The sequence below is a fragment of the Streptomyces sp. NPDC060194 genome (genome assembly GCF_042728285.1).
Taxonomy (GTDB): Bacteria; Actinomycetota; Actinomycetes; order Streptomycetales; family Streptomycetaceae; genus Streptomyces.
Genome location: NZ_JBHWZH010000155.1, coordinates 1 through 12,631 on the forward strand (window position 1 = coordinate 1; position 12,631 = coordinate 12,631).

The 12,631-nt window shown below is 75.3% G+C and carries 13 protein-coding genes and 1 tRNA gene; 8 read left to right on the forward strand and 6 right to left on the reverse strand.

Annotated features, from left to right (window positions below; translation table 11 throughout):
- Positions 1–34: 34 nt before the first annotated feature.
- A complete protein-coding gene (locus tag ACFWEG_RS24890) occupies positions 35–700 on the reverse strand; it encodes a response regulator (RefSeq protein ID WP_387219179.1) in 666 nt (221 codons plus the stop codon).
- Positions 697–1,881: a sensor histidine kinase gene (locus tag ACFWEG_RS24895; protein ID WP_387219181.1), complete on the reverse strand. Its 1,185-nt coding sequence runs from the start codon at positions 1,879–1,881 to the stop codon at positions 697–699. Before ACFWEG_RS24895 ends, ACFWEG_RS24890 begins: the two co-directional genes overlap by 4 nt.
- A 191-nt stretch (positions 1,882–2,072) precedes the next feature.
- Here ACFWEG_RS24895 and ACFWEG_RS24900 point away from each other — a divergent pair, with 191 nt between their 5' ends.
- From ACFWEG_RS24900 to ACFWEG_RS24910, 3 genes are all read left to right on the forward strand, one after another.
- Positions 2,073–2,636: a heme-binding protein gene (locus tag ACFWEG_RS24900; protein ID WP_387219183.1), complete on the forward strand. Its 564-nt coding sequence runs from the start codon at positions 2,073–2,075 to the stop codon at positions 2,634–2,636.
- Between the two features lie 77 nt (positions 2,637–2,713).
- Positions 2,714–3,856 (forward strand): YncE family protein, encoded by a 1,143-nt coding sequence (locus tag ACFWEG_RS24905; protein ID WP_387219207.1) that lies wholly within the window; start codon positions 2,714–2,716, stop codon positions 3,854–3,856.
- Between the two features lie 48 nt (positions 3,857–3,904).
- The gene (locus tag ACFWEG_RS24910; RefSeq protein ID WP_387219186.1) at positions 3,905–4,402 is read left to right on the forward strand and encodes a hypothetical protein; all 498 of its coding nucleotides are present in this window, start codon (positions 3,905–3,907) and stop codon (positions 4,400–4,402) included.
- Positions 4,403–4,444: 42 nt separating this feature from the next.
- Here the strand turns inward: ACFWEG_RS24910 and ACFWEG_RS24915 are convergent, their stop codons facing one another.
- Positions 4,445–5,119 carry a pentapeptide repeat-containing protein gene (locus ACFWEG_RS24915; protein ID WP_387219189.1) on the reverse strand — a complete coding sequence of 225 codons (675 nt, stop codon included), beginning with the start codon at positions 5,117–5,119 and terminating at the stop codon, positions 4,445–4,447.
- 108 nt (positions 5,120–5,227) lie between these two features.
- Here ACFWEG_RS24915 and ACFWEG_RS24920 point away from each other — a divergent pair, with 108 nt between their 5' ends.
- Positions 5,228–6,400, forward strand: coding sequence for an NAD(P)-binding protein (locus ACFWEG_RS24920; RefSeq protein ID WP_387219192.1), 1,173 nt, complete (start codon positions 5,228–5,230; stop codon positions 6,398–6,400).
- A gap of 126 nt (positions 6,401–6,526) precedes the next feature.
- Entirely contained in the window at positions 6,527–7,543 is a 1,017-nt protein-coding gene (locus tag ACFWEG_RS24925) for a zinc-binding dehydrogenase (protein ID WP_387219209.1), read from the forward strand.
- 36 nt (positions 7,544–7,579) lie between these two features.
- Here ACFWEG_RS24925 and ACFWEG_RS24930 read toward each other — a convergent pair whose 3' ends face one another.
- On the reverse strand, positions 7,580–8,050 hold the full coding sequence (locus ACFWEG_RS24930) for a GNAT family N-acetyltransferase (RefSeq protein ID WP_387219194.1): 471 nt from the start codon (positions 8,048–8,050) through the stop codon (positions 7,580–7,582).
- A 190-nt stretch (positions 8,051–8,240) separates the two neighbouring features.
- On the reverse strand, positions 8,241–9,119 hold the full coding sequence (locus ACFWEG_RS24935) for an aminoglycoside phosphotransferase family protein (protein ID WP_387219197.1): 879 nt from the start codon (positions 9,117–9,119) through the stop codon (positions 8,241–8,243).
- Between the two features lie 101 nt (positions 9,120–9,220).
- On the opposite strand from ACFWEG_RS24935, the gene ACFWEG_RS24940 reads away from it, so the two are divergent.
- A complete protein-coding gene (locus ACFWEG_RS24940; protein ID WP_387219199.1) occupies positions 9,221–10,603 on the forward strand; it encodes an NAD(P)/FAD-dependent oxidoreductase in 1,383 nt (460 codons plus the stop codon).
- Positions 10,604–10,666: 63 nt separating this feature from the next.
- Complete coding sequence (locus ACFWEG_RS24945; RefSeq protein WP_387219201.1) at positions 10,667–11,137, forward strand: hypothetical protein; 471 nt, start codon at positions 10,667–10,669, stop codon at positions 11,135–11,137.
- Between the two features lie 51 nt (positions 11,138–11,188).
- Here the strand turns inward: ACFWEG_RS24945 and ACFWEG_RS24950 are convergent.
- A tRNA-Thr gene (locus ACFWEG_RS24950) sits at positions 11,189–11,262 on the reverse strand.
- A gap of 184 nt (positions 11,263–11,446) precedes the next feature.
- Here ACFWEG_RS24950 and ACFWEG_RS24955 point away from each other — a divergent pair.
- Positions 11,447–12,583 (forward strand): ABC transporter ATP-binding protein, encoded by a 1,137-nt coding sequence (locus ACFWEG_RS24955; protein WP_387219204.1) that lies wholly within the window; start codon positions 11,447–11,449, stop codon positions 12,581–12,583.
- Positions 12,584–12,631 lie beyond the last annotated feature (48 nt).

A 12,631-nucleotide genomic window follows, 5' to 3' on the forward strand; every position in this document is an offset into this window, starting at 1 on the left:
GACCCGCACGGGTCCGGCCCCCTCGGGCGTCCCCTCACGACAGCAGCCGCTGCTCCTTCGCCACCGCCACCGCCCCCGCCCGGGTGTCGACGCCGAGCTTGTCGTAGATGCGCCCCAGGTGCGTCTTGACGGTCGCCTCGCTGATGAACAGCGCGCGGGCGATGTCCCGGTTGCCGAGCCCCTGGGAGAGCTGCGCGAGGATGTCGCGCTCCCGGTCGGTGAGGGTGGGACGGGGCCTGCGCATCCGGTCCATGACACGGCTGGCGACGGGCGCGGAGAGCGTCGTACGGCCCTGGGCGGCGGCGTGGATCGCCGTGAACAGCTCCTCGGGGCGCTCGGCCTTGAGAAGGTAACCGGTGGCGCCCGCGTCGATGGCGCGGGTGATGTCGGCGTCGGTGTCGTACGTGGTCAGGACGAGGACGTGCACGCCGGTCGCGGCGATCCGGCGGGTGGCCTCCACGCCGTCGATGCCGGGGCCGAGCTGAAGGTCCATCAGGACGACGTCGGGGCGCAGCTTCGCGGCCGCCGCGACGGCCTCCTCGCCGCTGCCCGCCTCGCCCGCGATCTCGATCCGCGGCTCGCTGCCGAGCAGTGCGAGCAGGCCCGCGCGGACGACGGCGTGGTCGTCGCAGAGCAGCACGCGCACGGGGGCGCCCTCAGGGGTGGCGGTGGGCCCGGGGCCTGCGGGGCTGTCGGTCACGGTGTCGTCTCCAGGGGGATGGCGGCCGAGAGCACCGTGCCCTCGCCCGGCGCGGACTCCAGGGTGAGGCTGCCGCCGAGCTGCCGCACCCGGGCGCGCATCGCGGGCAGCCCGTGCCCCCGCACGCCCGCAGGGTCGGCGGCGGGGCCGGCGACCGCGTCGAGCGGGTCGAAGCCGCGGCCGTCGTCGGCGACGTCGAGGACGACCTGGTCGCCGAGGTAGCTCAGCGTCAGCGCGGCGGTGCGGGCGCCGGCGTGCTCGCGCACGTTGGCCAGCGCCCCCTGGGCGATGCGCAGCAGCGCGGACTGCACGCGGTCGGGCAGGGGCAGCGGGGTGCCGTCGACGTGGCAGCGCACGCTGAGGGTCGTCTCGCGTGCGGCGAGCGCCGCCAGGGCGGCGTCCAGGCCGCCGCCGTCGGCGAGGTCGGAGGGGGCGAGGTCGTGGACGAAGCGCCTCGCCTCGGCGAGGTTGCGCTCGGCGATCGACGCGGCGGTGCGGACGTGGCCCCGCGCGGCGGCCCCGTCGGCGTCCCAGAGCCGGTCGGCGGCCTGGAGGAGCATCTGCTGGCTGGACAGGCCCTGGGCGAGCGTGTCGTGGATCTCCATCGACAGCCGCTCGCGCTCCGCGAGCGTGCCCTCCCGGCGCTCGGTGGCGGCGAGCCGCTCCGCCTGCCGCTCCATGTGCACGAAGACGGCGGTGGCGAGCGCGGCGACGGCCGGCGGGGCGAGGAGCAGGTTCGGGTCGAAGCCGTCGGCGAGCCGCAGCTGGGCGGCGACCACGAACGCGGTGAGCAGCCCGATCAGGGCGAGCGCCCCCCGCATCGGCAGCAGGCGCAGCCCGGTGTAGAACAGCGGCACCGCGCACCAGGCGAAGCTCGGCGCGAGCACCACGAGCACCATCCACACCGCGACGGTCGCGCCGAGCACCACCAGCGGCCGCCGCAGCCGCGGCCCGACCGCGTAGAGCACCGCGAGGGCGATGCTCAGGCCGACCACCCACGGGGTGCGCGCCTCGCCGGGGTGGCGCAGGAGGAAGCGGGCGAGGGACGCGCCCAGCAGCAGGAAGAACGCGGTGTGCAGGACGGCGGCGAGCCAGCGGGCGTCGGGGTCCCGCGCGGGGGCCCGGACGTCCCGGTCGGCGTCGGCCCGGTCGGGGGCGTCGCTGCTGGTCGTACGGCTCATGCCGCCATCGTCGCCCCAAGGACCCGCCCTCGCATCAACCGATCGGCTGACCCGGCTGTCGACCGTCGCGGCGACGGGCGGGGACCGACTCCGGGCCCAGGATCGACAGCAGCGGAAGGAACGGCGGGAACCCCGCCCCCGTGAACCCCGCGCAGACCCGTCCACCCCGCGATCCCCCGATGGAGACCGTCATGAAGCACGCGAACACCAAGAAGACGTCCCTCCGCACCCGCGTCCTGGTCGGCGGCGTCGCCGCCGGCGCGCTGGCGGCCGGCACGTTCGGCGCGGTCTCCGCGACCGCCGCCCCGTCCGCCCCGGCGGCCGTCTCCGCGGACGCGGCCAACCGCAACCTGCAGGAGTCGACGCACCTGACCGTCGCCGCCGCGACCAAGGCCGCGCAGGCCACCCTGGACGCCGCGAAGAAGGACGGCCAGCGCGTCTCCGTCGCCGTCGTCGACCGCAACGGCAACACCGTCGTCACCCTGCGCGGCGACGGCGCGGGCCCGCAGTCCTACGCGTCGGCCGAGAAGAAGGCGTTCACCGCCGTGTCATGGAACGCGCCGACCTCCGAGCTGGCCAAGCGCCTGGAGCAGGCCCCGAACCTGAAGGACATCCCCGGCACCCTGTTCCTGGCCGGCGGTGCGCCGGTCAAGGCCAAGGGCGCCCCGATCGCCGGCATCGGCGTCGCCGGCGCACCGAGCGGCGACCAGGACGAGAAGTTCGCCCAGGCGGGTGTCGCGGCGCTCGCCCGCTGACCACCCGTACCCGAACGCAGCGGCCCGGGGCCCCACCCCCGGGCCGTCCGCACACCCCAGGAGACCCCGTGCCCGCCATACGACGTCCGCTCCTCGCCGCCCTCGGCCTGCTGGCCGTCCTTACGGGCTGCTCCCCGGACCCCGGCCCCGACACCGCGGCGCCCGAGCGGACCGCGACGTCGGGGAGGGCCTCCGGGGAGTCCCCCAAGGCGTCGGCGTCCCGTGAGGCCGCGGTCGGCGACCGCGCCGGCACCCTCCTGGTGGCCGATTTCGGCGCCGACACCGTCACCTTCGTCGACCCCGACCGCGGCGCCACCGGCTCGGTCCGCGTCGGCACCGCGCCCTACGGACTCGTGGTCGGGTCCGACGGGCGCGCCTGGGTGGCCACCGCTCAGGGCGTCGCCGTCGTCGACACCGACAAGCGCGAGCGTCTCGCGCTGATCCCCTACACCACCGACACGGGCCCGGTGACGACCGGCGAGTACCGCGGCGGCGGCATGGGCATCGCGCTCTCCGACGACGGCGGACACGTCTACGTCGGCGTCAACGTGCCCGGCGGGCGGGGGACGCTCGAAGTCGTCGACACGGAGGCGTACGACGTCGTCGACACCGCGCCGGTCGGCAGACGGCCGTTCGACGTCGACGTCTCACCCGACGGCCGCACCGTCTACACCACCGACCACGACTCGTTCTCCGTCACCGCCGTCGACACCCGCACCATGCGGCCGCGCACCTTCGAGGTCGCGCCGTACGGCACCGAGGGCGGCCTCGGCTCGTGGCTCAAGCCGCACTACGCCGCCGTCCGCCCGTCCGACGGGCGCCTGCTGCTGCCCTTCGAGGGCGAGCGGCTGGCCGTCCTCGACCCGGACTCCGGCGACGTCTCCGTCGAGCGGATGACGGCGGACACCCACCAGCACGGCGTCACCGCGACCCCCGACGGCACCCTCTACGTCGTCGGCACCGGCCCGATCGACCCGTCCGAGGACAGGGGCCCCTCCCTCACCGTCCGCGCCCCCTCCGGCGACGAGCGCGTCATCCCGCTGGAGGGCCCGCACGAGTCCGTCGCGGTCTCCCTCGACGGCGGCACCGCGTACGTCGGCGGGGGCTTCACACGGGACGGGTACTGGGACGGCGTCACCGTCGTCGACCTGGAGTCGGGCGGCACCCGGCGGGTGGAGGCGGGCAGCAGGCCGCTGGGGATCGCGGTGCTGCCGCGGTAGCGGCCTGCGGCGCGGCCCCCCGGTCCGCCCCCGTGGGACCATCGCTACGTGCTCGACATCGGCTACTCCCTCTCCCGCCGCTTCCCCGATCCCCCGCAGACGGACTACGCCCGCGCGGACACCCGGTCGCTGCGGCACGACCTGTTCTGCGGGGACGTGTACCTCGCGGACACGAAGGCGGACCGGGAGCTGTCCACAGCCTGGGGATGGGTGCCGGTGCTCGACTTCGCGTGGGCGCTGTGCGACATCGTCGAGCAGCTCGACCGGGACCCGCGCGGGAGCCGCGCCGCGCGCCCCCAGTACGCGGAGCTGGACTTCACCGAGTCCCCCGACCGCATGCTCTTCGAGCGCCGGTTCGGCCTCGTGGACGTCGAGGCCGACTGGATGCCGGCCGAGGAGCCCCCGCTGACGTTCAGCCACCGCCTGCTGCGGCGGGAGGCGCGGGACTTCCTCCAGGACGTCGTCGCCGATCTGTGCGACCTCCACGAGGGGCTCGCGGACAACCCCGTCGTCTGGACCCTCCAGGCCCGCTTCCCCCGCGTCTGAGCAGCCGGCGTCGGAGCGTCCGGGCGTCGGGGAACGCGCCCCCTAGTCCTCCACCCGCACCCCGATCTGCGCCGCGAACACCGGCGCCAGCTCGATCAGCTGGGCGGCGCTGATGACCGCGCCGGCGAGGCGGTCGGCGCCCCGGGCGATCTCCAGGCGGGCGACGCCCCGCAGGTCGACGTCCCTGAGGACCGCGCCCGTGAGGTCGACCCCCGCGAGGACGCAGCCGCGGAAGTCGACGCGCTCCAACCGCGCCCCGCCGAAGTCCGGTTCGTTGAGCACGACCCCGTCGAAGACGACGTCCCGCAGGCGCGCCTCGCGCAGGTTCAGGTAGTCGATCTTCCCGCCGCGGACGAGGACCCGCTCCAGCTCCGCCCCGTGCAACTGGGTCCCGCCGAGCCGGGGCTCCAGGACCTCCACGTCCCGCAGCGACGCCTGCGCCAGGTCCGTCCCCACCCCGGTGAGCCCGCTCAGCACCGAGTCGATGAAGCGCGCCCGGGTCAGCCGCGCCTCGCCCACCGCGCAGTCCCGCACCCCGCAGTCCAGGAACCGCGCGCCCGCCCCGTCCTGCCCGGCGAGATCGAGTCCCTCGAAGCCCACGCCGTCGTAGTCCCCGTCCGGCTCCAGTCCCCCTCCCTCGAACGGCAGCAGCTCCGGCAACAGCACCGCAGGCTGCCGCGCCGCCGCGACCCGCGTCCTCGTGCTCCTCGTGACCATGCACCCCATGGTGACCCACGCCACTGACAACGCCCCTCGACCCCTGTCACGCCCGGGCCCGCCGCCCTGTCCCGTGAGGGAGACCCCCGCGAGAACGGAGCCCCTCCCATGAGCAGCACGCCCCACGTCACCGTCGTCGGCGCCGGCCTGGCCGGACTGGCCGCCGCGGTCACCGCCGCCGAACGGGGTGCGCCGGTCGTCGTCCACGAGGCCCACCGGACCGTCGGCGGGCGCGCCCGGACGGCGCAGGTCCCGTACCGGACGAACGACGGCCCGCACGCGCTCTACAGGAAGGGCCCGCACTTCGCCTGGCTCAAGGAGCGCGGTCTGCTGGAGCCGATCGCCGTGCTGCCCCTCAAGGAGGGGGCCCGGCTGCGGTTCCACCGGAAGGGCTCCCTTCGCCGCACGCCCCCGCCGGGTCTTCTGCGGCTCGTCGTGCGCCGCGCGGAGCGCGCCCCGGTCGACCAGGACTTCCACACCTGGGCGAGCGGGCTCGTCGGTCCCGCGAACGCCCGCGCCGCCGCCCACTTCGCCGCCGTCGCCCTGTTCCACCACGATCCGGGCGCCCTGTCGGCCGCGTTCGTCCAGGAGCGGCTGCGGCGTGCCGCCGCCGTCCCCCCGGAGGCGCGCTACCCGGTCGGCGGCTGGGGGCCCCTCGCCGAGCGGATGGCCGCGTACGCGCGGCGTCTCGGGGTGCGGATCGAGACCGGCAGCCGGGTGGACCCGCTGCCCGTCGACGAGGGACCCGTCGTCGTCGCGACCGCCCTGCCCGCCGCCGCACGGCTCCTCGGGGACGCCTCCCTGACGGGTGTATCCGGCCGCACCGTCCTGCTCGACCTCGGCCTGCGCGCCGAGCGGGGGGATCTCTTCGCCGTCTCCGACCTGGACGCGCCCGGCTGGATCGAGCGCTTCACCGCCCAGGACCCCGCCCTCGCCCCGCGCGGCGCATCACTCCTCCAAGGACAGGTCCCGATCGCCCCGCACGAGTCCAAGGCCGACGGCGTCGCCCGCGCGGAGCGCCTCCTGGACCTCGGCTTCCCCGGCTGGCGCGAGCGCACCACCCACCGCGCGGAGGCGCTGAGCGACGGCCGTACGGGGGCGCTCGACCTGCCCGGCACCACCTGGCGCGACCGGCCCGCCGTCGACCGCGGCGACGGCGTGTTCCTGGCGGGCGACCAGGTCGCCGCACCGGGGGTCCTCAGCGAGGTGTCCTTCGCCAGCGGTGTCCGCGCCGGGAGGCTGGCCGCGGAGCGCGCCCTCGCGGCCCGGACCGCCGCTTGACCTCAAGCGCGGTCGAGGTACGAGGCTGGTCCCCACGGGGCGGTCCCGCCCGGACCGCACACCACGACCCCGGGGGGACCCCTCATGCCCAGCACACCGCCGACGGCCGCCGGCGAGCCGTCCACCATGTACGCGATCCGCCTGCACGCCCACGGGCCGGCCGAGAACCTCGTCCACGAGCGCGTGCCGACCCCGCGCCCCGCCCCGGGACAGGTCCGGATCGCCGTCGCCGCGGCCGGCGTCCACCTCGTCGACACCGCGCTCCGCGAGGGCCTGCCCGGCCCGTTCCCCGCCCCGCCGCTGCCGACGGTCCCCGGCCGGGAGGTGGCGGGAACGGTCGACGCCCTCGGCGCGGGCACCGATCCGTCCTGGCTCGGCCGCCGGGTCGTCGCCCACTTCGGGATGCCCGCCCCGGGCGCGCCCCCGCTCGCCGGCGGCTACGCCGAGTACGCCGTCGTGGACGCCGGGAGGCTGCACGCGCTGCCCGACCGGCTCGGCGCGGCGGAGGCCGTCGCCATGGTCGGCACCGGCCGCACCGCCCTGGGCATCCTGCAGTTCGCCGACGCCGGACCGGGGACGGTCGCGATCGTGCCCGCGGCGGCCGGCGGGATCGGCACGCTCCTCGTGCAGCACCTCAAGCACGCCGGGGCGACCGTCGTCGGCCTCGCGGGCGGCCCCGGGAAGACCGGCCGGGTCCGTGCGAACGGCGCGGACCTCGCGGTCGACTACCGGCGCGACGACTGGTCACGCGGGGTGCGCGCGTTCCTCGGCGAGCGCCGCGCGGACGTCGTCTTCGACTCCGTCGGCGGCGGCGTCGGCCGCGCGGCCGTCGATCTGCTCGGCCCGGGCGGCCTGCACCTCGTCTTCGGCTGGTCGGGCGAGGGGCTGCGCGACGGCGGCCCGCTGACGTTCACCGAGGAGGAGCTCTCCGCGCGGGGCATCACCTCGACGATCGTGCTGGGACCGCCGATGCTCCGGAAGGCCGGCGGCGACCTGCGCGTACTGGAGACCCGCGCACTCGATGCCGCCGCCTCCGGCGTGCTGCGGCCCGCCGTCCAGCACTACCCCCTCGCACAGGCGGCGGAGGCGCACCGCGACCTGGAGACGCGGGCGACGGTCGGCAAGGTCGTCCTGGAGCCGTGACGCACGCCCGCGCGGGCGTGCGCCGCGGAACGCGCTCTAGGAGCCCAGTGCCGTGAGCGCGTCGTCCGTCAGCCGGTACACCGTCCACTCGTCCTGCGGGCGCGCGCCGAGCGCCTTGTAGAAGCCGATCGACGGCTCGTTCCAGTTCAGGACGGCCCACTCCAGGCGCTCGTACCCCCGCTCGACGCACACCGTCGCCAGCTGCTTCAGCAGTGCCTTGCCGTACCCGCCGCCGCGCAGCTCCGGGCGGACGTAGAGGTCCTCCAGGTAGATGCCGTGCACCCCGCGCCAGGTGGAGAAGTTCAGGAACCAGAGGCAGAAGCCGGCCGTCTCCCCCTCGTCGGTCACCGCGAGGTACGCGTACGCGGCGGGGCGCTCGCCGAAGAGCGCCTCGCGCAGCTGCTCCGGGGTGGCGCGCGCCTCGTCCTCGGCCTTCTCGTAGACGGCGAGTTCGCGGATCATCGCGTGGATCTCGGGGACGTCCTCGACGGTGGCTTCTCGAATCATCCCCGCAGGATAGGACGCCCGCCGGCCTCGGTGGTGCGCGCGGGCGGTGGGCGGCCGGGCGGTGGGCGGCCGGGCGGGACGGTAAGGGGCGGGCCCCCAGGGCATCGCCCCTTACCGGTGCCGGCCGCACGCCCGGTAAGGGTCGCCCCTCCCGGACACCGCCCCTTACCCGCGCACCACGCCCCCGCGTTTACCGCCCGCGCAGCACCGCCCCGATCTCCACGCACTCCCCCGGCAGCCGGTCGCCCGCCGCCACCGCCCACAGGGAGCTCTCCAGGACGCGCCCCAGGGTCCACGCCCTGGCCCGCTCCCGGTCGAGCCCCAGGACGTCGACCAGCACGTCGAAACGCTCCCGCAGCCGCCCCTCCCCGATGCGGTTGCGCAGGGCGGGCATCAGCTCGTACCCCGGGTCGCCGCGGAGCGGCTTGGGGTCGATCGCGACCCACGCGGCGCCGGGGCCGTCCCCGCGCGTGAGCACGTTCTCGAAGTGCAGGTCCCAGTGCAGCAGCCGGTCGCCCGGCTCACCGGCGACCTCGCGGACGGCCGCCGCGCAGTCCTCGACCAGCCGCCGCTCGCGCTCGTCCGCCAGGGCCCGCACCGCCCGCGGCACGCCCTCCAGCATCCGCGCGGCGATCCCGCCCAGCGACCGCATCCCCGAAGGCGCGGGGACGGCGTTCAGCCGCACGAGCAGCTCGCCGACGACCCTCGTCCCGGCGACGACGTCCTGGACCCCGTTCAGATCGCGCGGGGAGAGGCGTTCCAGGAGCATCGTCCCGGTGGCCGCGTCGTGGTCGAGCAGCCGGACGGCGCCGTCGCCGCCCCACGCCCGCAGCGCGGCCGGCTCGCCCTCCGTCTCGCCGTCCACCGCCTGCAGCTTGAGCACGGCCGGCGCCCCGTCCGCCCGCCGCACCGGCAGCACGAGCGCCGCCACACCGTGCATCGCCGGGCCGTCGACCGACAGCCGCCACCGCGCCAGGAACGTCTCGATCCGCTCCGGCAGCGCGTCCAGGAACGCCTGTCCGCCGAACCCCCGCTGCGAGGCCGCGAACCGGGCCGGGATCTCGATCACGCCGTCATCGTAGGGATCGCGCAGCGGACGGCGGAAGCGGATAACGAATCCCTTGGTACCGTCCCCGCACGGGGCCGAGCAGCGGCGGAAGGACGAGCACCATGAGCACGGTCACCAACGGCGGCATATCGTTCTGGCACGGCGACCAGGGCGCGCCCGAGCCCCGCGCACCGCTCCCCGGGGACACGACCGCGGACGTCTGCGTCGTCGGCGGCGGGTACACCGGCCTGTGGACGGCGTTCTACCTCAAGAAGGCCGCCCCGTCGCTGAACGTCACCGTCCTGGAGGGCAGGTTCTGCGGTTACGGGGCCTCCGGTCGCAACGGCGGCTGGCTCTACAACGGCATCGCGGGCCGCGACCGGTACGCCAAGCTGCACGGCCACGACGCCGCCGTCGCCCTCCAGCAGGCGATGAACGACACCGTCGCCGAGGTCGCCCGCGTCTGCGCCGAGGAGGGCGTCGACGCCGACCTGCACCGGGGCGGCGTCCTGGAGGTCGCCCGCACCCCCGCCCAGCTCACCCGCCTCAAGGCGTTCCACGCGCACGAACTCGCCCACGGCGAGAAGGACCGCGAGCTGTACGGCGTCCGCGAGACGGCCGCCCGCATCCGCGTCGACGGCGCGCTCGGCTCCTCCTGGACCCCGCACGGCGCGCGCCTGCACCCCGTCAAGCTCGTCCGCGGGCTCGCCGCCGCCGTCGAGAGGCTCGGCGTGACGATCCACGAGCACACCCCCGTCACCGCGATCGGCGCACGGCACGCCACGACCCCCTACGGCACCGTCCGCGCCCCTTATGTGCTGCGTTGCACCGAGGGCTTCACCGCGAACCTGGAGGGCGAGAAGCGCACCTGGCTGCCGATGAACTCCTCCATGGTCGTCACCGCGCCGCTCAGCGACGCCCAGTGGGACGCGATCGGCTGGGACGGCCGCGAGACGCTCGGCGACATGGCGCACGCGTACATGTACGCCCAGCGCGCCGCCGACGGCCGGATCGCCCTCGGCGGCCGCGGCAAGCCGTACCGCTACGGCTCGCGCACCGACCACGACGGCCGCACGCAGGCCGCCACCGTCACCGCCCTGCGCGACCTGCTCGTGCGCTTCTTCCCCGCCCTCGCCGACACCCCGGTCACCCACGCCTGGTCCGGCGTCCTCGGCGTCCCGCGCGACTGGTGCGCCACCGTCACCCTCGACCGCGCCACCGGCCTCGGCTGGGCCGGCGGCTACGTCGGCTCCGGCGTCGCCACCGCGAACCTCGCGGGCCGCACCCTCGCCGACCTGGTCCGGCTCGACTCCGGCGAGTCCGGCCCCACCCCGCTCACCACGCTCCCCTGGGTCGGCCACCGCGTCCGCCGCTGGGAGCCCGAGCCCTTCCGCTGGCTCGGCGTCCAGGCCCTGTACGCCGCCTACCGCGAGGCCGACCGCCGCGAGACCACCACCACCCACCCCCTCGCCACCCTCGCCGACCGTATCTCCGGCCGCCACTGACCCACCCCGGCGCCCAGGCACCAACGGCATGCGACCCTGACCGACCCCGCCTACACTCCCCCGATGACCGCCCCCGACCTCTCCCCCCGCGACCTCGCCGGCGCCTGGCGCATCGTCGCCTCGACGTTCCCGATGTGGACCGGCGGGCGGCGCACCGAGGCGACGTTCACCTACACGCCCCTGCCCGACGCGCCGGACGGTGCGGGCCGCATGCGGGACGAGGTGGCCTACCGCACCCGGCGCGGCGCTCCGCGCCGCATCCGCGGCACGGACACCCGCCTCCCGCGGCCGGGCACCGTCTACCGGTGGCGGGGATCGGGGCTGCTCGCGCCCCTGACCAGCACCTGGTCGGTGACGGAGGTGTCGGACGACGCGACCTGGGCGGTCATCGCCTTCTCCCCGTCCCTGGTCACCCCCGCCGGCGCGGACGTCGTCCTGCGCCCGTCGGCGCTGAGCGATCCGGCCGTCCTCCAGGCCGCCCGCATCGTGGCCCGCCGGCTGGGCGCGACACCCCTCGGCCCCCTCGCGCCCTGAGCGCGGGCACGAAAAGAGCCAGGCCACGACATCCGCGACCTGGCTCCACCGAGCCCCCTGTCGGATTCGAACCGACGACCTACGCATTACAAGTGCGTTGCTCTGGCCAGCTGAGCTAAGGAGGCGTGCCGGAGCAGTCTAACCGCAGGGGGGTGTGACGAGGATCGGGATTTTGGGGGGTCCAGGAGTGCTGACAGACCGGGTGAGCGGCGGGTACGGTCACGGCAGGTTCACCCAGGTGGCCTACACCACTTCACCTTCCACTCGGATCGTCCGGCACGTTCCTGCCGGTAGAAGGAGCGCACCACCATGGCATCTGTCACGTTCGACAAGGCGACCCGTGTGTACCCCGGGTCGACGAAGCCCGCCGTCGACCAGCTGGACCTCGAGGTCGCGGACGGCGAGTTCCTCGTCCTCGTCGGCCCCTCCGGCTGCGGCAAGTCCACCTCGCTGCGCATGCTCGCGGGGCTCGAGGACGTCAACGGCGGTGCGATCCGGATCGGCGACCGCGACGTCACGCACCTGCCGCCGAAGGACCGGGACATCGCGATGGTGTTCCAGAACTACGCGCTGTACCCGCACATGACCGTCGCGGACAACATGGGCTTCGCCCTGAAGATCGCCGGCGTCAACAAGGCGGAGATCCGCGCGAAGGTCGAGGAGGCCGCGAAGATCCTCGACCTGACCGAGTACCTGGACCGCAAGCCGAAGGCGCTCTCCGGCGGTCAGCGCCAGCGTGTGGCGATGGGCCGCGCGATCGTGCGCGAGCCGCAGGTGTTCCTCATGGACGAGCCGCTGTCGAACCTCGACGCCAAGCTCCGCGTCTCCACCCGTACGCAGATCGCCTCGCTGCAGCGCCGCCTCGGCATCACCACCGTGTACGTCACGCACGACCAGGTCGAGGCCATGACGATGGGCGACCGCGTCGCGGTCCTCAAGGACGGTCTGCTGCAGCAGGTCGACAGCCCGCGCAACATGTACGACCGCCCGGCGAACCTGTTCGTCGCGGGCTTCATCGGCTCGCCGGCGATGAACCTGGTCGAGGTCCCGATCACGGACGGCGGCGTCAAGTTCGGCAACAGCGTCGTGCCGGTCTCCCGCGAGGCGCTGGGCGCCGCGAAGGACAAGGGCGACACGACGGTCACGGTCGGCGTGCGCCCCGAGCACTTCGACATCGTCGAGCAGGGCGGCGAGGCCGTGTCGAGCCTGTCGAAGGACGCCGCGGACGCGCCCGCGGGCCTCGCGGTGACGGTCAACGTCGTCGAGGAGCTCGGCGCCGACGGCTTCGTCTACGGCACGGCCGAGGTCGGCGGCGACCTGAAGGACCTCGTCGTCCGCGTCAACGGCCGCTCGGTGCCGGAGAAGGGCGCCACGCTGCACGTCGTGCCGCGCCCGAACGAGCTGCACGTCTTCTCGACGTCGACGGGCGAGCGCCTCGCCGACTGACGTCGCACGCGACGCCGTTGAGGGAAGGGCCCCGCACTCCGGTGCGGG

Coding starts and splice junctions, on each gene's coding strand:
- ACFWEG_RS24895 (WP_387219181.1), bottom strand. CDS start 1,881: ATGAGCCGTACGACCAGCAGCGACGCCCCCGACCGGGCCGACGCCGAC.
- ACFWEG_RS24900 (WP_387219183.1), top strand. CDS start 2,073: ATGAAGCACGCGAACACCAAGAAGACGTCCCTCCGCACCCGCGTCCTG.
- ACFWEG_RS24915 (WP_387219189.1), bottom strand. CDS start 5,119: ATGGTCACGAGGAGCACGAGGACGCGGGTCGCGGCGGCGCGGCAGCCT.
- ACFWEG_RS24920 (WP_387219192.1), top strand. CDS start 5,228: ATGAGCAGCACGCCCCACGTCACCGTCGTCGGCGCCGGCCTGGCCGGA.
- ACFWEG_RS24925 (WP_387219209.1), top strand. CDS start 6,527: ATGTACGCGATCCGCCTGCACGCCCACGGGCCGGCCGAGAACCTCGTC.
- ACFWEG_RS24930 (WP_387219194.1), bottom strand. CDS start 8,050: ATGATTCGAGAAGCCACCGTCGAGGACGTCCCCGAGATCCACGCGATG.
- ACFWEG_RS24940 (WP_387219199.1), top strand. CDS start 9,221: ATGAGCACGGTCACCAACGGCGGCATATCGTTCTGGCACGGCGACCAG.
- ACFWEG_RS24945 (WP_387219201.1), top strand. CDS start 10,667: ATGACCGCCCCCGACCTCTCCCCCCGCGACCTCGCCGGCGCCTGGCGC.
- ACFWEG_RS24955 (WP_387219204.1), top strand. CDS start 11,447: ATGGCATCTGTCACGTTCGACAAGGCGACCCGTGTGTACCCCGGGTCG.